A 20,812-nucleotide genomic window follows, 5' to 3' on the forward strand; every position below is an offset into this window, starting at 1 on the left:
CGATGGTAGTGTGGGGTCTCCCCATGCGAGAGTAGGGAACTGCCAGGCATCAAATAAGAGAGAGCCCTTCGCATGCGCGAAGGGCTTTTTTCGTTGTGGCGCAATAAACACTTTCAGTCTCTCTGATGTCTGTTACCCCATCACTTTGCTGTCTGTGCCTCTGCAACCTGTTGAAAAGCAAAGCTGCCGGGTTATTCAGACCACAAAAAAACCCGGCACCAGGCCGGGTTAACAGGCTGTCTGAACGGCTTATCAGTGGATAACCTGCGATAAGAACGCCCGGGTGCGCTCCGATTTTGGATTGGCAAAGAACTCCTGAGGTGGCGCGACTTCAACGATCTCACCTCGATCCATAAAGATCACCCGGTCTGCGACCGTCCGGGCAAAGCCCATCTCGTGGGTCACGCAGAGCATCGTCATTCCATCTTCAGCCAGACCAATCATTGTATCCAGCACCTCTTTCACCATTTCAGGATCCAGCGCCGACGTTGGCTCATCGAACAGCATAATTTTCGGCTTCATACAGAGCGAGCGGGCAATCGCCACACGCTGCTGCTGCCCTCCCGAGAGCTGCCCCGGAAACTTATGTGCATGTTCAGCAATACGCACGCGCTGCAGGTAGTGCATGGCCAGTTCATCCGCTTCCTTCTTTGGAATCTTCCTTACCCATGATGGCGCCAGCGTGCAGTTTTGCAACACGGTCAGATGGGGGAAGAGGTTGAAGTGCTGGAAGACCATACCGACTTCGGTGCGCACGCGCTCAATGTTACGCACATCATCATTAAGGTGAATACCATCCACCACGATGCGCCCCTGCTGATGCTCTTCCAGATGGTTGATGCAGCGAATCGTGGTTGATTTGCCGGAGCCGGAAGGGCCGCACAGCACGATGCGTTCGCGGGGTTTTACCTGCAGATTGATGTCTTTCAGTACGTGGAACTGCCCGTACCATTTATTTACGTTCTCAAGCGAGATCATCAACGGGTCGGAAGAGTGTGTCATAGAGTCAGTCATGTAAAACCTCAGTGCGGTGTACGCCCGGTGTGAAAGCGCTTTTCCAGATACTGGCTATAGCGCGACATGCTAAAACAGAAAATCCAGTAGACCAGTGCAGCAAACACATAGCCTTCGGTCGACATGCCCAGCCAGGCCGGATCGACCGTGGCCTGCTGGACGCTGCTGAAGAGATCGAAGAGGCCGATGATGATGACCAGACTGGTATCTTTAAACAGGGCGATGATAGTGTTCACCAGCCCGGGGATGGTGAGCTTCAGTGCCTGCGGCAGAATCACCAGCATCTGCGTTTTCCAGTAACCCAGCGCCAGCGACTCGGCAGCTTCATACTGACCTTTAGGCAGCGCCTGCAGGCCACCGCGAACCACCTCGGCCACATAGGCGGACTGGAAGAGGATTACGCCGACCAGCGCGCGCACCAGCTTGTCGATCGTTGTTCCTTCTGACATAAACAGTGGCAGCATTACGGATGACATAAACAGCACGGTGATCAGCGGAACGCCACGCCAGAACTCGATAAAGATAATCGACAGCGTGCGCACAACCGGCATCCGTGAACGGCGACCCAGCGCCAGCAGAATGCCCAGCGGCAGCGCGCCGGCAATCCCGACAGAGGCGATAATCAGCGTCAGCGTTAATCCACCCCATTGACGGGTTTCGACCCGTTCCAGTCCCAGATAGCCGCCATAGAGCAGGAACCAAACCGTCAGCGGATAGATGACCGCCCAGGCGGCAATATAGCGTCCGCGATAAGACAGGCTTTTCACAAACATCGGCACAATCGACAACAGTCCAATCACCAGCGCCAGGTTAATGCGCCAGCGCAGTTCATGCGGGTAGAGCCCATACATGAACTGACCAAATCGCGCATGGATAAAGACCCAGCAGGCACCCTCTTTAGTACAATCGGCACGCGTGGAACCGATCCAGTTGGCCTGAAAGACCAGCCAGTTCAGCGCGGGCGGAATGACATGCCAGATTATCCAGATGCACAGCAGCGTCAGTAAGGTATTAAACCAACCTGAAAACAGATTTTTACGAGCCCAGAGCCAGGCGCGACTGAACAGCGTCGTCGGGACGGGGGGCGTTTCATGTGTAGTGACAGACATAAGGATCCCGTTCTCTTAACGCTCAACCAGCGCAATCTTGCGGTTGTAGACATTCATAAGCAGCGATATCAGCAGGCTGATAATCAGGTAAACGCCCATCGTGATCGCGATCGTCTCGATAGCCTGACCGGTCTGATTCAGGACCGAACCGGCAAACAGCGACACCATATCGGGATAACCGATGGCGGCGGCCAGAGAGGAGTTCTTCACGATGTTCAGGTACTGGCTGGTCAGCGGCGGAATAATCACCCGCATGGCCTGCGGGATAATCACCTGGCGCAGCGTCACCGGATTCGGCAGGCCCAGCGATCGTGCGGCTTCATGCTGACCATGAGGTACCGACTGGATACCGGAACGGATGACTTCTGCGATAAATGATGAGGTATAGATCGAGAGTGCCAGCGTCAGCGCCGCCAGTTCCGGAATCATCACCGAGCCACCCCGGAAGTTGAACCCGCGCAGCTGCGGCACATCCCAGTGCGTCGCCGGACCAAACCCCATATAGGCCAGTAGCGGGAAAAGGATCAGCATCCCTACCGCGGCGGGCCATGTACGACGTAACTGACCGGTTTTCAGCTGGTGAGTCCGGTTAAAGCGAAACAGGCCATAGCTCACGGCTAATGCCAGAAGCAGTGCGATAACAAACGGCCAGCTGCCCGGTGCATAGGTCGGCCAGGGCACATAGAGCCCGCGATTACTGACATAGGCCAGATCGAAAGCATTCAGCGCCTGGCGCGGGCCGGGCAGATTGCGCAGTACCGCAAAGTACCAGAAGAAGATCTGGAGCAGGGGCGGGATATTACGGAAGGTCTCGATATAGATATTTGAAAGCTTCCGCAGCAGCCAGTTGTCAGACAGGCGGGCCAGACCGACCGCGAATCCGATAATCGATGCGAAAACAATACAGAGCGCAGAGACCAGCAGCGTGTTGGTTAATCCGACCATAAACACGCGCGCGTAGGTATCTCCCTCCGTATACTCAATCAGATGCTGAACGATGCCGAAACCGGCAGTGCGCTCAAGAAATCCAAACCCTGATGTAATGCCGCGATTGGCGAGGTTGATAATGGTGTTGTGCACCAGATAACCCACCACACCAAGCACCGCGACAACGGCGATGAACTGATAAATCCAGGCGCGAACCGTGGGATTACCAAATGAAAAATCCCTTTTCACGGTTGGGCGTTGTGACATGTTGAAACCTCAGTAACGAAAGCTGGGCTAGGGCACCGCAGAATACGGTGCCCGACTGGCGAGGTCTGTTAACGTACCGGCGGCGCGTACTGAATGCCGCCCTGGTTCCACAACGCATTCTGACCGCGAGCGATCTTCAGTGCGCTATCTTTACCGACGTTGCGGTCAAAGCTTTCCTGATAGTTGCCCACCTGCTTGATGATGTTGTAGGCCCACTTATTATCCAGCTTCAGGTCTTTACCAAAATCACCCTCTGCGCCCAGCAGGTGCGCCATATCCGGCGTCGTTGGCTTCGCGGCCATCTGGTCGACGTTCTTCGAGGAGATACCCATCTCTTCCGCATTCAGCATGGCGTAGAGAGACCATTTCACGATGGTGAACCAGTCATCATCACCGCGGCGTACCAGCGGCCCCAGCGGCTCTTTAGAGATCACTTCTGGCAGCACGATAAAATCGTCAGGCTTGCCCAGCTTGATACGCAATGCATAAAGCTGAGACTGGTCAGAGGCCAGCGTGTCGCAGCGGCCGCTATCCAGTGCTTTGGCCGACTCATCGGAGCGATCGAAGGTCACCGGGGTATATTGCATTTTGTTGGCTTTGAAGAAGTCCGCCACGTTCAGCTCGGTGTCGGTGCCCGCCTGGATACAGACGGTGGCACCATCCAGCTCTTTCGCACTTTTCAGACCGGCTTTCTGGTGAGTCAGGAAGCCGATACCGTCGTAATAGTTCACGCCCGCAAACAGGAAGCCCATGCCGCCATCACGTGATGAGGTCCAGGTAGTGTTACGTGACAGCACATCGACTTCGCCGGACTGCAGGGCGGTGAAACGCTCTTTGGCGGTCAGCGGGGTATATTTCACTTTGGTGGCATCGCCAAATACTGCGGCAGCCGCAGCACGACAGACATCCACATCGATACCCGTGAACTTGCCACTGGCATCGGCATAGGAAAAGCCCGGCAAGCCGTCACTGATCCCACATTGAACAAATCCTTTTTTCTTTATCGCATCCAGTGTGGTGCCTGCGTGTGCCTGCTGAGCAAGGCCAGCCAGCGAGGCAGCGGCGATCAGCGTAGAGAGCATCATCTTTTTCATAAAGCATCCTGTGTGGCGGGATTATGTTGTTATGTTTGCGCACTTTATTGTGCGTTTTTTCCTGTCTGTGGCTGTCAGCCATTCACGACTCTGCAAAGCTGATGCCAGGTTTGCAGAGGCCTGAACAGGGCTGAAAGAACGGTTAATAATCGGAAGCACCTGGAAAGTTCCGCTAATATCGCGCACCAAAAGGAAGCAATGCGAGTCGACCCGATCACAATTAGTGCAAATAGTTTCACTACATGAGAGCAGTGTGAGCATTCACTCAGGCAGGAATGTATGAAAAGAATCTATTGCTTTTTAATGCGCAGAAAATCACACAATCAGTGATGACAGGGAAGGAGAGCCAGGCCAGAAGTAAAATGGTCGCGAAAGCAGGGAAAGACAAGAGGGCGAAATATCACGTCAGCAACTGCAACTATAGTTACCATATTGCAGACAACTGTTTCATGCTCAATGCGGCGACTTTGTGCGATGACGCACAAATAAAAACGCCAGCCCGAAGGCTGGCGTGATTAACAGACTGAACTCAGACTCAGTTCATGCCGTATTTTTTCAGTTTCTTACGCAGCGTACCGCGGTTGATACCCATCATCAGGGCAGCACGGGTCTGGTTGCCACGGGTATACTGCATCACCATGTCCAACAGAGGCTGCTCGACTTCAGCCAAAACCAGCTCATACAGGTCGCTCACATCCTGACCATTCAGTTGAGCAAAATAGTTCTTCAGTGCCTGTTTAACCGAATCACGCAAAGGTTTTTGAGTTACCTGATCCTGTGAGTTAACGGTAGAAACGGTCAGTACGTCAGAATTTACGCGTTGTTCGAACATAGTTCTTTCAGCTCTTTATTTCGTTACGCAAGATTTTCGAAGTATGCCTCCAACGCCTCCAGCTGTTCGCTGGCATCCTCAATGGCGTTGAATGTGCGCCGAAACTGGTCATTAGGGGCATGCTCCTGCAGGTACCAGGAGACGTGCTTGCGCGCTATACGGTATCCCTTGCCTGAACCGTAAAAGTCGTGCAGCTCACGTATATGCGAAACAAGCAAGCGCTTGACCTCTGCCAGTGGCAGCGGGGCAAGCAGCTCCCCAGTGTCCAGATAATGCTGGATTTCCCGGAAGATCCACGGTCTTCCCTGAGCAGCGCGTCCTATCATCAGAGCATCGGCCCCTGTATAGTCGAGCACCGCTCTGGCTTTATGCGGGTCAGTTATGTCTCCATTCGCGATAATCGGAATGGAAACACTCTGCTTAACTGTCCGAATGCTGTCATATTCAGCTTCTCCGTTGAACAGGCAGGCACGAGTGCGGCCATGTATCGTCAGAGCCTGGATACCGCAGCGTTCAGCCAATTGGGCAATCGCGACACAGTTCCTGTTTTCAGGATCCCAGCCAGTACGGATTTTCAGCGTGACCGGCACGTTTACCGCATTAACCACTGCGGAGAGAATAGACTCCACCACTGCGGGGTATTGCAGCAAGGCTGAACCCGCCATTTTGCGGTTAACCTTCTTGGCAGGGCATCCCATATTAATGTCGATGACCTGTGCACCAGCCTCGACATTAATGCGTGCAGCTTGCGCCATTTCGCTGGGATCGCAACCGGCAATCTGCACAGCGCGAATGCCTGGCTCATCACTGTGCACCATACGTAATCGAGACTTGTCGCTCGCCCAGACTTCCGGGTTAGATGACAACATCTCAGAAACTGCCATGCCTGCACCCATTTCATGACACAACGTCCTGAACGGCCTGTCGGTAATACCGGCCATAGGCGCTGCAATCAGTCGATTTCTCAGCTGGAGGTTTCCAATACGCATGAAGTCAGAATGGCCATACTGTGTCTGCAAGGCGGCGTATATTACGCATTTTTGCAGGAAGATGAAAGGCCAAACTTTGAACAATCAGCAAGAAAGATCAATGAAAACCGGGCGATGATGCGAAGCATTAATAATTAGTCTTAAATATCATAAACTTAATAATTTATGCTGAAATTGTGAACAAAAATTTTTCCAGAAAAGTACGGCAATTCACCAGATAATAAACGTCACATGCCGTGATTAACGATACAAGCATCCAGTTCAGGTCAGAAAAGCCCGCAACTTACGCTGCGGGCTGGTGGAATATGCTGTCAGGACGCTTTGTACCTGAAACCGCGCTATCCGCGGGGGAAGAGCGGGGCAAAAATCAGGATTTAATTCCGGTAATCCGGCACCACTCCTCTTTAACCGCCACCGGGTCGAGCGCAAATTCGCTGGCGTAGGCTTCGCAGACGCCCTCTGCCTGACTCTCTAACACCCCGGACAGCCCCAGATGACCGCCAGACTTCGGTAACACGCTAATCAGTGGCGCCAGCTCACGCAGCGGGCCAGCCAGAATATTGGCGACGACCACATCCGCCTGCAGATTATCGGGCTGCTGGTGGGGCAGGTAGAGCGACAGACGATCGGCAACGCCGTTGCGCTCGGCATTATCCCGGCTGGCCTGAATCGCCTGCGGATCGATATCAATGCCGATCGCCTGAGCGGCACCCAGCTTCAGGGCCGCGATCGCCAGGATCCCTGAACCACAGCCGAAATCGATCACGGTTTTGCCCGCCAGATCCAGCCCGTCAAGCCAGGTAAGGCAGAGCGAGGTGGTGGGATGGGTGCCAGTGCCAAACGCCAGGCCGGGATCCAGCATCACGTTGACGGCGTCAGGTTCCGGCACGTCGCGCCAGCTTGGGCAGATCCAGAGGCGCTCGCCGAAGCGCATCGGGTGGAAGTTTTCCATCCATTCGCGCTCCCAGTCTTTGTCTTCTATCTGCTCGATCCGGTGACGGAAGCCTTCGCCCAGCAGCGGATGCTGAGCCAGTTCAGCGGTTACCCCAGCCATGTCCGTCTCTGCATCGAACAGGCCGATGACATCGGTATCGCCCCACAGGCGTGTTTCACCCGGCAGCGGCTCATAAACCGGCGTGTCGTTGGTATCCTGAAAAGTCACGGAAACGGCACCGATCTCCATCAGTGCGTCGCTCAGCGTTTCCGCATGTTCACCTGAGCTATTTATCTTGATTTGAATCCACGGCATAACGTCTCTCTTTCCGTCAATGTTGCGGCGCGTCGACCCTGTGCGGCGCGCGTCCAAACAGGTTGCCCACTAAAAAGGCCAGCAGGCTCAGAATCAGTGAGGGCACGATGGGGTGAAACCCCAGAATCTGCAGGTTGAGGCTCGCCAGAAAGGCGTAGCAACCTCCGCCTGCCACCATGCCGGTAATGGCACCCGCGGCATTCGCGCGTTCCCAGTAGAGGCCCAGAACCAGTGGCCAGAGGAACACCGCCTCAAGGCCGCCAAATGCCAGCAGGTTGAGCCAGATAATCATATCGGGCGGGTTCCATGCTGCAATCAGCAGCAGAAGACCCAGTGCAAAGGTAATGGTGCCAGACAAGCGCCGCAGCCGCGGCTCATTCTCAAGATGTTGCGGGGCGACACGCAGATAGAGATCTTTGATCAGCGTAGCCGACGCCTGCAACAGCTGGGCATTGATGGTCGACATAATGGCGGCCATTGGTGCAGCCAGAAACAGACCGGCTGCCAGCGGGGGCAGGACGGTAATCATCAGGGTCGGTATGACACTGTCCGGCACGGTCAGATTCGGCAGCACCGCGCGGCCCAGGGCTCCGGCCAGATGCATACCCAGCATCAGGATTACCACCACAATGGTACCCAGAATAATGGCCCGATGGACGGCCTTGCTGTCTTTATAGGAGATGCAGCGCACCGCCGTATGGGGCAGGCCAATGACGCCAAAGCAGACCAGAACGATAAATGAACTCAGAAACGTCGGGGTGATAATCTCGCCGGGCCCCTGCGGCGACAGCAGCGCAGGATCAATCGCATGCAGTTTTTCAACGGCCACGCTGAGGCCGCCAGCCTGATGGATCACCGCGAACAGCAGCAGGAACGTGCCAATCAGCATCACGATGCCCTGCATCGCGTCGTTGAGAACGCTGGCGCGGAAGCCGCCAAACGCCGTGTAGAGCGCGATGGTGCCGCCAAAAATCAGCAGCCCTTTGTCATAGGGAATGCCCGCGGCGGTTTCGAGCAGCCGGGCACCACCGATAAACTGCACCGTCATGGCACCGATAAAAGCGATCAACAGGCTCAGACTCGCCAGCCAGATCAGCAGCGGGCTCTGATAGCGTGCATAGAGCATGTCATTCAGCGTTACCGCATTATATTTACGCGCCAGAATGGCAAACTTTTTGCCCAGCACGCCCAGCGAGAGCCAGACGGCGGGTACCTGGACCATCGCCAGTAATACCCATCCCAGCCCATATTTGTAGGCCGCACCGGGCCCCCCGATGAACGAGCTGGCGCTGATATAGGTAGTGGTGAGGGTCATCGCCAGCACAAATCCGCCCATCGAGCGGCTGCCAAGGAAATATTCTGTCAGAAAGCTGCCCTGACGTCTTTTGCGGACGGCAAAGATCGACAGCGCGGCGATCAGCACCAGATAGATCAGTAACGGCAGGATAATTTCACCGTTCATTTTTATCCTCCAGCGGCATATCGCGGAAAAGCACCCGTACCATCAGCCAGCACAGAAAAATGAACAACAGAGGAGCAAACAGGCAGGAGAGTTCGAACCAGCGCGGCAGTCCGGTCACACCGCTTTCGCTGCCACCCAGCCAGGCGGAAAGCCCCCAGGCAGCGAGCCAGAGCAGGGTAAGATAGAGAGACCAGCGCGCCTCTTTATGTGCCTGGATAAAACGAGCATCCATGATTCAACCTTAACGCCAGCGGCAAAAGAAAAAGGCCGGATTAACCGGCCTCTGACTGACTCAGCGTTGCGATTACTTCTCGTGCAAGCCGAGTTTTTTCTCCAGATAGTGGATATTGGTTCCACCGTGCTGGAAATTCTCATCGGACATGATTTTCATCTGCAGATCAACGTTGGTCTTGATACCGTCGATGATCAGTTCCGCCAGCGCATTCTTCATGCGGGCGATGGCCACGTCACGCGTTTCGCCGTAGGTGATCAGCTTGCCGATCATAGAATCGTAGTACGGAGGAACGGTGTAGCCGGCGTAAATATGCGACTCCCAGCGCACCCCAAAACCGCCTGGCGCGTGGAAGCGGGTAATTTTACCCGGGCTTGGCAGGAAGGTCACCGGATCTTCGGCGTTGATACGGCACTCAACCGCATGTCCGCGAATCACCACTTCATCCTGTTTGATCGACAGGGGCTGACCGGCAGCAATACGCAACTGCTCTTTGATCAGATCCACACCGGTAATCATCTCTGTCACCGGGTGTTCCACCTGAATACGAGTGTTCATTTCAATGAAGTAGAACTCACCGTTTTCATACAGGAACTCGAAGGTGCCTGCGCCACGATAGCCGATCTCGATACAGGCTTTCGCACAGCGATTGCCGATGAAGCTGCGCAGCTCCGGCGTGATGCCCGGGCCTGGTGCTTCTTCGACGACTTTCTGGTGGCGACGCTGCATGGAGCAGTCGCGCTCGCCCAGATAGATCGCGTTGCCCTGACCATCAGCCAGAACCTGAATTTCGATATGGCGCGGGTTCTCCAGATACTTCTCCATGTACACCATGTCGTTGTTGAAAGCCGCTTTGGCTTCCGCTTTCGTCATGTTGATGGATTGTTCCAAATCTTTGTCGCTGCGCACGACGCGCATACCACGACCGCCGCCACCGCCAGACGCTTTGATGATGACCGGATAACCGATGCGCCTGGCAAAGGCACGGTTCTTTTCCATATCATCCGTCAGCGAACCGTCAGAGCCCGGTACGGTCGGAACGCCGGCTTTCTTCATCGCGTTGATCGCAGAAACCTTGTCACCCATCAGGCGAATGGTGTCGGCTTTCGGACCGATGAAGATAAAGCCAGAACGCTCAACCTGCTCAGCAAAATCGGCATTCTCAGACAGGAAGCCGTAGCCCGGGTGAATCGCTACCGCGCCAGTGATCTCTGCAGCAGAGATCAGTGCCGGGATGTTGAGATAACTTTTGACTGACGGCGCCGGGCCGATGCAGACGGTTTCGTCTGCCAGCAGCACGTGCTTCAGGTCACGATCCGCGCTTGAGTGTACCGCAACAGTCTTGATGCCCAGCTCTTTACAGGCACGCAGAATGCGCAGCGCAATCTCACCGCGGTTAGCAATAACAATTTTATCCAGCATGATCTGCCCCGTTACTCGATGATAACCAGTGGCTCGTCAAATTCGACCGGCTGACCGCTCTCAACCAGGATCGCTTTTACCACGCCTGATTTGTCTGCTTCGATCTGGTTCATCATTTTCATGGCTTCGACGATGCACAGGGTATCGCCTGCATTCACTTTCTGACCGACTTCCACAAAGGCTTTCGCATCCGGGCTCGGCGTACGGTAGAAGGTACCTACCATAGGTGAACGCACGATGTGACCGCTGATCTCAGCCGGTGCCGCTTCGGCAACCGCCGCAACAGGCGCAACCGCCGTCGCCAGCGCAGGCTGCTGAACAGGCGCAGCGTAAGCCTGCTGCATCATCGGGTAACCGCTATTTGCAGGTGCACGGCTGATGCGAACGGACTCTTCACCTTCAGAGATTTCCAGCTCAGAAATGCCAGACTCTTCAACCAGTTCGATCAGTTTTTTAATTTTACGAATATCCATGAGTGGGGTTCCGTACTCAGTTTGATTAATTAGTTTGAGACAGGCGTTTGACTGCCGTTTGTAAAGCCCAGGTGTAGCCGTCAGCGCCCAGCCCACAGATCACGCCAGCAGACACATCAGAAAGATAGGAGTGATGACGGAAGGGCTCGCGGGCATGCACGTTGGAGAGATGAACCTCGATAAAAGGTATTTCTACCGCTAACAAGGCATCACGCAGTGCGACACTGGTATGGGTAAACGCGGCAGGATTAATGATGATGTAATCCACCTTGCCTTTGGCCTCATGAATGCGATCAATCAGCTGAAATTCAGCATTGCTTTGCAGGTGGCTCAACTCCACATTCAGCTGGTCTGCCTGTTGCGTTAAATCGTCAACGATTTGACGCAGCGTGGTGTGACCATACTTCTCTGGTTCACGGCTTCCCAGCAGATTAAGGTTGGGTCCGTTCAAAAGCAGAATATGTAATTTATGCGCCATCGTGCTGCCATCTCCCGCAATCATTGAGGCATCGCGTAAAATACCTTGCGAATCTTCATTTGTCACCTTTCCGAATGAAAAAGAAGACCCGACGAGCAATAAAGCCGGGCATTATATCCGTTTCGTGTCATTTCGCAGCAAAATACTGGTCTTATCTGCGAAGATGATCGGATGTGACCTGGAGGCCACATCTTTTATCAGAAAATGGCAGCGGAAAACAACGGGCGACGCGCTAGCGGGACCACCATCTGAGCACTTTTTTGTAACGCCAGGCTAACAGGAACGCTGCCAGTAGCGCATAGATAAGTGGCTGGGGAGAGAGGATTTTTACCGACCAGATATAGTGAACAGGCGCCAGGATGGCGACCAGATAGATCAGGTTGTGCAGCGTCTGCCAGCGTTTACCGAGCCTGCGCTGCGCACGCTGAAACGAGGTCAGCGCCAGGGCCAGCAATATCAGCCAGCTGATAATGCCCAGCGTCAGATAAGGACGGGAAATCAGCTCGCTGCCCAGCAGACGCAGGTTATCCATGCCCAGTTCCAGCAGGTAGTAGCTCAGCAGGTGGAGAGAAGCCCAGACAAATGTCCAGACGCCCAGCAGGCGACGGGTGCGGATTAACAGCGGCTGCTTGCCGTAACGGGCCAGCGGCGAAACCAGCAGCGTTCCCAGCAGCAGCTTCAGCGCCATCCGGCCGGTAAAGTGCTGGATATCTTTAGCCGGATCTGCGCTCAGTCCGCCCTGCATCGCGGCAAAGATCAGATAGACCAGCGGCAGAAATGCCGCCAGATGCAGAATCACCTTGAGCCACACGATCTGTTTTAGCGACAGGCGCACCACTTAGTAGTTCTCCCGTAAGTCCATGCCACGATAGAGCGAGGCCACCTGATCGGCATAGCCGTTGAACAGCAGGGTGGGCTGACGCTCAACCTTTAGCGTACCGCCCGGACCGATGAACCGCTCAGTCGCCTGCGACCAGCGTGGATGGTTGACGTGCGGATTCACATTGGCATAAAAACCATATTCATCGGCGGCAATCTGGTTCCAGGTGGTCGGCGGCTGTGTCGCGGTCAGCGTAATTTTGACGATCGACTTGATGCCCTTAAAACCATACTTCCACGGTACGGTCAGCCGAATCGGCGCGCCGTTCTGTGGCGGCAACGCTTTGCCATAGACGCCGGTCGTCAGTATCGTCAGCGGATGCATCGCTTCATCCAGACGCAGCCCCTCAACATAGGGATAGTTGAGACCGCCGCCGATAAAGCGATCTTTCTGGCCTGGCATCTGCTCGGGATCATACAAGGTCTGGAAGGCGACAAAGCGCGCCTTGCTGGTGGGTTCTGCCAGCGAGAGCAGTTTATTCAGCTCAAAGCCTATCCAGGGCACCACCATCGACCAGGCCTCGACACAGCGCATGCGATAGATTCGCTGCTCCATGGCGAACTTTTTAAAGATGTCATCTATATCCAGCGTCACGGGCTTTGCGACTTCCCCGTCGATGGTCAGTTTCCAGGGTTCCGTTTTCAGGCTCCCGGCATTGGCCGCCGGATCGGCCTTATCCAGCCCGAACTCATAGAAGTTGTTATAGCCGGATACTTTATCCGCGGGTGTTAAGGTGAGATCGGCCTGATACTGCGCGGGTCTGGTAAAGTCCAGCGGCCGGCCTGCGGGCGCTGCCGGACGGTCATTACCTTTAAACCAGCTGAGAATATCGGCATTGGCCACGTCCGGCATCCCCATTGCCGCCGCGCTGAGTCCCAGCGTTTTCAGCACCTGACGGCGCTTCATATTAAAAATGCTTTCTGGCGTTACCTCGCCTTCGGTCAGATTGGGTATGCGTTTCATGGGCGTTCTCCAGACGGGATGTCATCAACCAGCATGATGACTATTGCTGATATCAGCCAGTTTCGCCGCAAAAATGTGAAATTTCCTGGCTGCGGTTAACGATGAGAATGCACTGAAAAGTGTCCGGGCCAACGTCAGCTGCGCTATCCCGACGATATACTTCGGCTTCATGCGACCCGGCGCTGTCGACAGCGGCAAATTATGCTATTTTTGCTCGCGTTTTCGTCAGGCTGACGGTACAAGGTTGGGTGATCCGGTTATCACCCCAGTAAGACAGGCACAGGGATGCGACTAACCACAAAATTATCGGCGATTATCACGTTCTTAAGTCTGCTGGCCATGTCACTGATGCTGGCGGGCTGCGCATTCAGTGTTTTCTGGTTCAGTCATGAACGGGTTGAACATCGGGCGCGGGCGCTGGCGACGGAGGTGGATCAGGCGATGTTCACCCAGACGCCATCCGAAATGCAACGCTGGCTGGTGCGCATGATGCCAGTCATGAATGCCGAGCAGATCCTGCTTCACAACGGCAGGCAGACGTTTCTTGCCCTCTCCCGACATGAAAACCCGATGCTGGAGGATGAGCCTAACCGGTTTATGCAGGTCGATGTGCCGCTGATACATCAGACCGGATTAACCCTGCGGGTCGTCACGCTCGATCCCGCCAGAACCTGGCTGGGCTCGATCACCGGCACCTCCACGCTGACCCTGCTGTTTGTCATCATGCTGATCATGAGTCTGATGCTGCTGATGATGCATCGCTGGCTTGCACGTCAGTGGCGCGGCATGGAGCATCTTGAGGCGCGGGCTGAGGCGATTATCAGCGGTGAGCGTGGCGTGGTGCCGAAGCGCGCGATAGATGAGTGGCCGCCGCGGGCGAGCCGCGCACTGGATGTGCTGCTGGCCGATCTGCAGGAGGCGGGCGAACAGCGCCTGCGTATCGACACGCTGATCCGCACCTTTGCCGCCCAGGATAGCCGCACCGGCCTGAATAACCGGCTCTTCTTTGATAACCAGCTGGCGACGCTGCTGGAGGATCAGGAAAATGTCGGTACCCACGGCGTAGTGATGATGATCCGTCTGCCCGATCTGGACACGCTGAAAGACGCCCTGGAGCCCGGTCTGCCAGAGGAGTACCTCTTTAACTTCGTCAATATGCTCTCTACCTTTGTGCTGCGCTATTCCGGCGCGCTGCTGGCACGTTACTTCCGCAGCGATTTTGCCGTGTTGCTGCCGCATCGCAGCCTCAAAGAGGCTAACGCGATTGCCGATCAGCTAATCAATGCGGTGGATTCTCTGCCTCCGATGCGGCTGCTGAACCGGGATGATCTGATTCATATCGGCATCAGCGCCTGGTGTAGCGGGCAGACCATGCCGCAGGTGATGGAAAACGTTGAAATGGCCACCCGGCGCGCAGCCCTGCTGGGCGGTAACAACTGGACTAACGGCGCCGGTAATCCTCAGGATGCGGGGCGGGGAAGTGTGCGCTGGCGAACGCTGCTGGAGAACACGCTGAGCCGTGGCGGTCCGCGGCTGTACCATAAGCCTGCTGTGAACATCGAAGGAAAGGTGCGGCATCGGGTCATGCTGACCCGCATTTTCGACGGAGACAAAGAAGTGCTGGCCGCAGAGTATATGCCGCTGGTGCAGCAGCTCGGCATGGCAGAAAGCTGGGATCGTCAGCTGATGACCCGCATCGCGGCGCTCTCTGAACTCTGGCCTGAAGAGACGCTGGTGATCCCGGTGACAATCAACTCGCTTCTGCAGCGCACCTTCGTGCTCTGGCTGCAGAACATGCTGTTGCAGTGCCCGAAATCGCAAAGAAAGCGATTTTTATTTGAACTTGCCGAGGCAGATGTTTGTCAACACATCAACCGGTTAGCGCCGGTATTCCGCGCGCTTAAGGCTTTTGGCTGCCGGATTGCTGTGAATCAGGCCGGCTTAACCGTGGTCAGCAGCGCCTATATACGGCAGCTGCCACTGGAAGTGATCAAGCTGGATGCCGGACTGGTGCGCAACATTGAGCGGCGGACTGAAAATCAGCTGTTTGTACAGAGTCTGCTGGAGGTCTGTAAGAGCACGGATGTTCAGGTATTTGCGGCTGGCGTCCGGACCAAAGCTGAGTGGCAGACGCTGGTGGCGCTGGGTGTGGCAGGCGGACAGGGCGACTTTTTTGCCCCTTCGCTTCCGGTTAACAGTAACGTGAAAAAGTATTCACAACGTTACCGTATTTAATCTATTGCCGTCATGCAGAGGGCAATATGCGGTTTTTTTAATGTTTAGCCGCGTCTGAACGGCGGCCCATTCTGCCGGAAATGTTAAATTTTATGTCGGAAAGGAAATGGGCAGAAATCGGAAAAGGCAGTGCTGATGGCCTCTGGTCGCCATTCTGCCAGGATGAAGTATGGGTTCAGATGACTTAAACGCAATCAGGCGTCTTTTTTCACCGAAGCAGAACGTTTTTGCGCCTTGTGGCTGCTTCGTGTGGTTGGTAAAGTAAGCGGATTTTATTTTCCGCCCCCAGCTTGCAGGATTATCCCTTAGTATGTTTAAAAAATTTCGTGGCATGTTTTCCAACGACCTGTCCATTGACCTGGGTACTGCGAATACCCTGATTTATGTAAAAGGACAGGGCATCGTGCTGAACGAGCCTTCCGTTGTCGCTATCCGACAGGACCGTGCCGGTTCACCGAAAAGTGTCGCGGCCGTGGGTCATGACGCCAAACAGATGCTTGGCCGTACGCCCGGCAATATTGCCGCTATCCGCCCGATGAAAGATGGCGTTATCGCTGACTTCTTCGTGACCGAAAAGATGCTGCAGCACTTCATTAAACAGGTTCACAGCAACAGCTTTATGCGTCCCAGCCCTCGCGTGCTGGTCTGTGTACCGGTTGGTGCAACGCAGGTTGAACGCCGCGCTATCCGTGAATCCGCACAGGGCGCAGGCGCACGCGAAGTCTTTCTGATTGAAGAGCCAATGGCTGCCGCGATCGGTGCTGGACTGCCCGTCTCTGAAGCGACCGGTTCAATGGTAGTTGATATTGGTGGTGGTACCACTGAAGTTGCCGTAATTTCTCTGAACGGCGTAGTCTACTCCTCCTCCGTGCGTATTGGTGGCGATCGCTTTGATGAAGCTATTATCAATTATGTGCGTCGTAACTACGGTTCACTGATTGGTGAAGCGACCGCAGAGCGCATTAAGCATGAGATCGGTTCAGCCTATCCGGGCGACGAAGTCCGTGAAATCGAAGTGCGTGGTCGTAACCTGGCAGAGGGGGTGCCGCGTGGTTTCACGCTGAACTCCAACGAAATTCTGGAAGCACTGCAGGAGCCGTTAACCGGCATCGTCAGCGCGGTAATGGTCGCCCTTGAACAGTGTCCGCCTGAGCTGGCGTCTGATATCTCAGAGCGCGGCATGGTGCTGACCGGCGGTGGCGCATTGCTGCGTAACCTGGACCGTCTGCTGATGGAAGAGACGGGTATTCCGGTCGTCGTCGCTGAAGATCCGCTGACCTGTGTGGCACGCGGTGGCGGCAAGGCGCTGGAAATGATCGACATGCATGGCGGCGATCTGTTCAGCGAAGAATAATTGCCTCAACCGGCTGAGAACGCGATGATCATGCAAGGGAGCGGCATGTGAACCGGCGACGTCTGTACCGGTACATTGCGTTCAGCCCAGGGAAGCACGGTATTTTGCCGCTGCTTCCTCTCCTGTTGTCGAGGATCACGCAGATTATATGAAGCCGATTTTTAGCAGGGGGCCTTCCCTGCAGTTGCGTCTTTTTCTGGCGGTCATTGTGGCAATTGCCATCATCATCGCCGACAGCCGTGTGGGGTCTTTCACCCAAATACGCAACTATCTGGATACGTCGGTCAGCCCGTTTTACTTCCTGGCCAATGGGCCACGTCAGCTGCTGGATGGCGTGTCAGAGTCGCTGGCGTCCCGTCAGCAGCTGGAGCAGGAAAACAAAGCCTTACGTCGCGAGCTCTTCCTGAAAAACAGTAACCTGCTAATGCTGGGGCAATATAAGCAGGAAAACGCACGTCTGCGTGAACTGCTGGGTTCACCGCTGCGTCAGGATGAGCAAAAGATGGTGACGCAGGTCATTTCGACCGGCACCGATCCTTACACGGATCAGGTCGTGATCGACAAAGGCAGCGTTAACGGCGTCTATGAAGGGCAGCCGGTGATCAGTGATAAAGGCGTGGTCGGTCAGGTCATTGCAGTCGGGCAGCTCACCAGTCGCGTGCTGCTGATCTGCGATGCCTCACATGCTCTGCCGATTCAGGTCCTGCGCAATGACATTCGTGTGATTGCGGCGGGTAACGGCTGTACCGAAGATCTCCAGCTTGAGCATCTGCCGGGCAACACAGATATCCGGGTCGGCGATGTGCTGGTCACGTCCGGCATCGGCGGACGTTTCCCTGAGGGATATCCGGTCGGGGTCGTCTCCTCGGTAAAAGTGGATACGCAACGTGCTTACACGGTGATTCAGGCGCATCCGACCGCTGGCTTGCAGCGTCTGCGCTATCTGCTGCTGTTGTGGGGTGCGGATCGCAATGGCGATATGCCACTGCCGCAGGATGAAGTTCATCGCGTAGCCAATGAACGTCTGATGCAGATGATGCCACAGGTCTTACCGCCTGCGGGTGAAATGGGCCCGCCTGCGCCTGCCACGCAGATGGGACCACCTGCACCCTCAACCAGTGGCGGCAGCAGCGGGCAGAGTGGCGCCTCGCGTTCACGCGGGGGCCAGCCTTGAGTCGATATCGCAGCCAGGGACGTTGGGTCATCTGGCTCTCTTTCCTGGTGGCGCTCGTTCTGCAGATCATGCCGTGGCCGGATGAGATCTACATGTTCCGGCCTTCCTGGCTGCTGCTGATCCTGATCTACTGGGTGCTTGCCCTGCCGCATCGGGTCAATGTCGGCACCGGTTTCGTGCTGGGTGCCATCATGGACCTGATTGCGGGCTCCACGCTCGGTGTACGGGCGCTGGCGCTTAGTATCATCGCCTACCTGATTGCGTTTAAGTTTCAGCTATTCCGTAACCTGGCGTTATGGCAGCAGGCGCTGATGGTGATGGTCCTGTCGCTGGCGATGGATGTGATCGTCTTCTGGGCTGAATTCCTGGTAATCAACGTTTCATTCCGACCTGAAATTTTCTGGAGCAGTGTTGTCGACGGTATTCTCTGGCCCTGGCTATTCTTGTTAATGAGAAAAATTCGTCGTCAGTTCGCTGTTCAATAAGGAAATTTATGGTAACCCTCTATCTTGCTTCCGGTTCACCGCGTCGTCGTGAGCTGCTGACTCAGCTTGGCCTGACATTCGAACGCATTGTGACTGACGTTGAGGAGCAGCGTCAGCCCGGTGAAGCGGCAGCGATCTATGTTCGCCGTCTTGCTAATGACAAAGCGCAGGCGGGCGTCCGACTGGCCGCGCAGGATCTGCCCGTACTGGGTGCGGATACGATCGTGGTACTGAATGGCGAGGTGCTGGAAAAACCGCGCGATGTCGACGATGCACACGCGATGCTGCGCAAACTCTCCGGCCAGACACATCAGGTGATGACCGCCGTGGCGCTGGCCGACCGTCAGCAGGCGCTGGACTGTGTTGTGACGACGGATGTGACTTTCCGCACCTTAACCGAGAGCGACATCGACGACTATATCGCGACCGGCGAACCAATGGATAAAGCGGGCGCGTACGGTATTCAGGGCAGGGGAGGAAACTTTGTCCGCAAAATTAATGGAAGTTATCACGCAGTGGTGGGATTACCCCTGGTTGAAACGGCCGAGCTGATCAGCCATTTCCAGTCACTGCGTGCCGTAAGGGGTCAACATGACGGCTGAATTACTGATTAACGTCACGCCTTCTGAAACGCGTGTAGCCTATATCGACGGCGGCATCCTTCAGGAGATCCACATTGAGCGTGAAGCGCGGCGTGGCATTGTTGGCAATATTTATAAAGGCCGCGTAAGCCGTGTTCTGCCGGGTATGCAGGCTGCCTTTGTTGATATCGGTCTGGAAAAAGCGGCGTTTCTGCACGCCTCGGACATCATGCCGCACACGGAATGCGTGGCAGGCGATGAAAAGAAAAACTTTATTGTACGCGACATCGCCGAACTGGTACGTCAGGGTCAGGACCTGGTGGTGCAGGTCGTCAAGGATCCGCTCGGCACCAAAGGTGCCCGTCTGACGACAGATATCACACTGCCATCGCGTTACCTGGTCTTTATGCCCGGTGCGTCGCACGTGGGCGTTTCTCAACGTATTGAAAGCGAAAAAGAGCGCGACCGGCTCAAAGCTGTGGTGGCGGACTATTGCGATCATCTGGGCGGCTTTATTATCCGTACAGCAGCAGAAGGGATTGGCGAAGAGGAGCTGGCGCAGGATGCCGCTTTTCTCAAACGCCTCTGGACCAAAGTCAGTGAGCGTAAAAAGCGCAATCAGACCCGCTGTCTGCTCTACGGCGAGCTGGCGCTGGCTCAGCGTATTCTGCGCGATTTTGCCGGTGCCGCGCTGGACCGCATCCGGGTCGACTCGCGTCTGACCTGTGACATGCTGGTGGAGTTTACCGGTGAATATATTCCAGAGATGGCCGGTAAACTGGAGCTTTACAACGGTAAACAGCCTATTTTCGACCTGTTTGACGTTGAAAATGAGATTCAGCGCTCACTGGATCGCAAAGTTGAACTAAAGTCAGGCGGATATCTGATCATCGATCAGACCGAAGCGATGACGACGATAGATATTAATACCGGTGCCTTTGTCGGTCATCGCAATCTGGATGAGACAATATTTAACACCAACGTTGAAGCCACTCAGGCGATTGCGCGTCAGCTGCGACTGCGTAATCTGGGGGGCATTATCATTATCGACTTCATTGATATGAGCAACGAAGATCATCGTCGGCGGGTCCTGCATTCGCTGGAGAGTGCGCTCAGTAAAGATCGGGTCAAGACCGGCATCCACGGTTTCTCTGCGCTGGGGCTGGTAGAGATGACGCGTAAGCGAACCCGTGAAAGCATTGAGCATGTGCTGTGTCAGGATTGCCCGGTCTGCAAAGGGCGCGGTACGCTGAAAACGGTTGAAACCGTCTGCTACGAAATCATGCGTGAAATTGTCCGGGTACACCACGCCTACGATTCTGACCGTTTTCTGGTCTATGTCTCTCCGACGGTCGGTGAGGCGTTGAAAACCGACGAGTCACATGCGCTGGCCGAAGTGGAAATCTTTGTCGGCAAGCAGGTTAAAGTGCATGTCGAAGCGCTCTACACGCAGGAGCAGTTCGACGTTGTTATGATGTAACCTCAGCCCGGGCGCCGGGCTGAATCAACGCCCTTGTTGGGGATAAAATGCGTGCAGGCGCTTTTATCTTAAGACGGTCGGGTATGCGAACCAACTATCCACTGTTTACGGA

Annotated in this window: 20 protein-coding genes; 6 read left to right on the plus strand and 14 right to left on the minus strand. The window is 55.2% G+C overall.

Translation table 11 applies throughout. The features are described 5' to 3' along the window. Nucleotides 1–252 precede the first annotated feature (252 nt). The 14 genes from RT657_RS18835 to msrP all read right to left on the minus strand — a co-directional run bounded on the left by RT657_RS18835 (nucleotide 253) and on the right by msrP (nucleotide 13,391). On the minus strand, nucleotides 253–1,014 hold the full coding sequence (locus RT657_RS18835; RefSeq protein WP_111139686.1) for an amino acid ABC transporter ATP-binding protein: 762 nt from the start codon (nucleotides 1,012–1,014) through the stop codon (nucleotides 253–255). A gap of 8 nt (nucleotides 1,015–1,022) precedes the next feature. Then, the gene (locus RT657_RS18840; protein ID WP_313656303.1) at nucleotides 1,023–2,123 is read right to left on the minus strand and encodes an amino acid ABC transporter permease; all 1,101 of its coding nucleotides are present in this window, start codon (nucleotides 2,121–2,123) and stop codon (nucleotides 1,023–1,025) included. Between the two features lie 15 nt (nucleotides 2,124–2,138). Beyond that, nucleotides 2,139–3,317, minus strand: a complete 1,179-nt coding sequence (locus RT657_RS18845) for an amino acid ABC transporter permease (RefSeq protein ID WP_313656304.1) — start codon at nucleotides 3,315–3,317, stop codon at nucleotides 2,139–2,141. A gap of 68 nt (nucleotides 3,318–3,385) precedes the next feature. Further along, nucleotides 3,386–4,411 (minus strand): amino acid ABC transporter substrate-binding protein, encoded by a 1,026-nt coding sequence (locus RT657_RS18850; RefSeq protein WP_313656305.1) that lies wholly within the window; start codon nucleotides 4,409–4,411, stop codon nucleotides 3,386–3,388. A 535-nt stretch (nucleotides 4,412–4,946) separates the two neighbouring features. Beyond that, on the minus strand, nucleotides 4,947–5,243 hold the full coding sequence (fis, locus tag RT657_RS18855; RefSeq protein ID WP_003855228.1) for a DNA-binding transcriptional regulator Fis: 297 nt from the start codon (nucleotides 5,241–5,243) through the stop codon (nucleotides 4,947–4,949). A 23-nt stretch (nucleotides 5,244–5,266) separates the two neighbouring features. Beyond that, nucleotides 5,267–6,232: a tRNA dihydrouridine synthase DusB gene (dusB, locus tag RT657_RS18860; protein WP_009087532.1), complete on the minus strand. Its 966-nt coding sequence runs from the start codon at nucleotides 6,230–6,232 to the stop codon at nucleotides 5,267–5,269. 367 nt (nucleotides 6,233–6,599) lie between these two features. Beyond that, nucleotides 6,600–7,481: a 50S ribosomal protein L11 methyltransferase gene (gene prmA, locus RT657_RS18865; protein ID WP_313656306.1), complete on the minus strand. Its 882-nt coding sequence runs from the start codon at nucleotides 7,479–7,481 to the stop codon at nucleotides 6,600–6,602. Between the two features lie 16 nt (nucleotides 7,482–7,497). Continuing rightward, complete coding sequence (gene panF / locus RT657_RS18870) at nucleotides 7,498–8,943, minus strand: sodium/pantothenate symporter (protein ID WP_313656308.1); 1,446 nt, start codon at nucleotides 8,941–8,943, stop codon at nucleotides 7,498–7,500. Next, nucleotides 8,933–9,175 (minus strand): YhdT family protein, encoded by a 243-nt coding sequence (locus RT657_RS18875; RefSeq protein WP_313656309.1) that lies wholly within the window; start codon nucleotides 9,173–9,175, stop codon nucleotides 8,933–8,935. The genes panF and RT657_RS18875 overlap by 11 nt, the downstream gene beginning before the upstream one ends. A 72-nt stretch (nucleotides 9,176–9,247) precedes the next feature. Continuing rightward, nucleotides 9,248–10,597 (minus strand): acetyl-CoA carboxylase biotin carboxylase subunit, encoded by a 1,350-nt coding sequence (gene accC / locus RT657_RS18880; RefSeq protein ID WP_313656310.1) that lies wholly within the window; start codon nucleotides 10,595–10,597, stop codon nucleotides 9,248–9,250. Between the two features lie 11 nt (nucleotides 10,598–10,608). Beyond that, nucleotides 10,609–11,070: an acetyl-CoA carboxylase biotin carboxyl carrier protein gene (accB, locus tag RT657_RS18885; protein ID WP_128084844.1), complete on the minus strand. Its 462-nt coding sequence runs from the start codon at nucleotides 11,068–11,070 to the stop codon at nucleotides 10,609–10,611. A 25-nt stretch (nucleotides 11,071–11,095) separates the two neighbouring features. Further along, nucleotides 11,096–11,548, minus strand: a complete 453-nt coding sequence (aroQ, locus tag RT657_RS18890) for a type II 3-dehydroquinate dehydratase (protein WP_313656336.1) — start codon at nucleotides 11,546–11,548, stop codon at nucleotides 11,096–11,098. 232 nt (nucleotides 11,549–11,780) lie between these two features. Continuing rightward, complete coding sequence (msrQ, locus tag RT657_RS18895; RefSeq protein ID WP_313656312.1) at nucleotides 11,781–12,383, minus strand: protein-methionine-sulfoxide reductase heme-binding subunit MsrQ; 603 nt, start codon at nucleotides 12,381–12,383, stop codon at nucleotides 11,781–11,783. A 3-nt stretch (nucleotides 12,384–12,386) separates the two neighbouring features. Further along, nucleotides 12,387–13,391, minus strand: coding sequence for a protein-methionine-sulfoxide reductase catalytic subunit MsrP (msrP, locus tag RT657_RS18900; RefSeq protein WP_313656313.1), 1,005 nt, complete (start codon nucleotides 13,389–13,391; stop codon nucleotides 12,387–12,389). A 285-nt stretch (nucleotides 13,392–13,676) separates the two neighbouring features. On the opposite strand from msrP, the gene csrD reads away from it, so the two are divergent. The 6 genes from csrD (at nucleotide 13,677) to rng (ending at nucleotide 20,700) form a co-directional block, all read left to right on the plus strand. Further along, complete coding sequence (gene csrD, locus RT657_RS18905) at nucleotides 13,677–15,626, plus strand: RNase E specificity factor CsrD (protein ID WP_313656314.1); 1,950 nt, start codon at nucleotides 13,677–13,679, stop codon at nucleotides 15,624–15,626. Between the two features lie 310 nt (nucleotides 15,627–15,936). Then, nucleotides 15,937–16,980, plus strand: coding sequence for a rod shape-determining protein MreB (mreB, locus tag RT657_RS18910; RefSeq protein ID WP_003855260.1), 1,044 nt, complete (start codon nucleotides 15,937–15,939; stop codon nucleotides 16,978–16,980). 148 nt (nucleotides 16,981–17,128) lie between these two features. Further along, nucleotides 17,129–18,154, plus strand: coding sequence for a rod shape-determining protein MreC (gene mreC, locus RT657_RS18915; RefSeq protein ID WP_313656315.1), 1,026 nt, complete (start codon nucleotides 17,129–17,131; stop codon nucleotides 18,152–18,154). Beyond that, nucleotides 18,151–18,639, plus strand: coding sequence for a rod shape-determining protein MreD (gene mreD / locus RT657_RS18920; protein WP_111139674.1), 489 nt, complete (start codon nucleotides 18,151–18,153; stop codon nucleotides 18,637–18,639). Before mreC ends, mreD begins: the two co-directional genes overlap by 4 nt. An 8-nt stretch (nucleotides 18,640–18,647) precedes the next feature. Next, nucleotides 18,648–19,241, plus strand: coding sequence for a Maf family protein (locus RT657_RS18925; protein WP_313656316.1), 594 nt, complete (start codon nucleotides 18,648–18,650; stop codon nucleotides 19,239–19,241). Further along, nucleotides 19,231–20,700 (plus strand): ribonuclease G, encoded by a 1,470-nt coding sequence (rng, locus tag RT657_RS18930; protein ID WP_313656317.1) that lies wholly within the window; start codon nucleotides 19,231–19,233, stop codon nucleotides 20,698–20,700. The genes RT657_RS18925 and rng overlap by 11 nt, the downstream gene beginning before the upstream one ends. Nucleotides 20,701–20,812: the final 112 nt, after the last annotated feature.

This window comes from Pantoea sp., from assembly GCF_032114055.1.
In the GTDB taxonomy this organism is placed as follows: Bacteria; Pseudomonadota; Gammaproteobacteria; order Enterobacterales; family Enterobacteriaceae; genus Pantoea.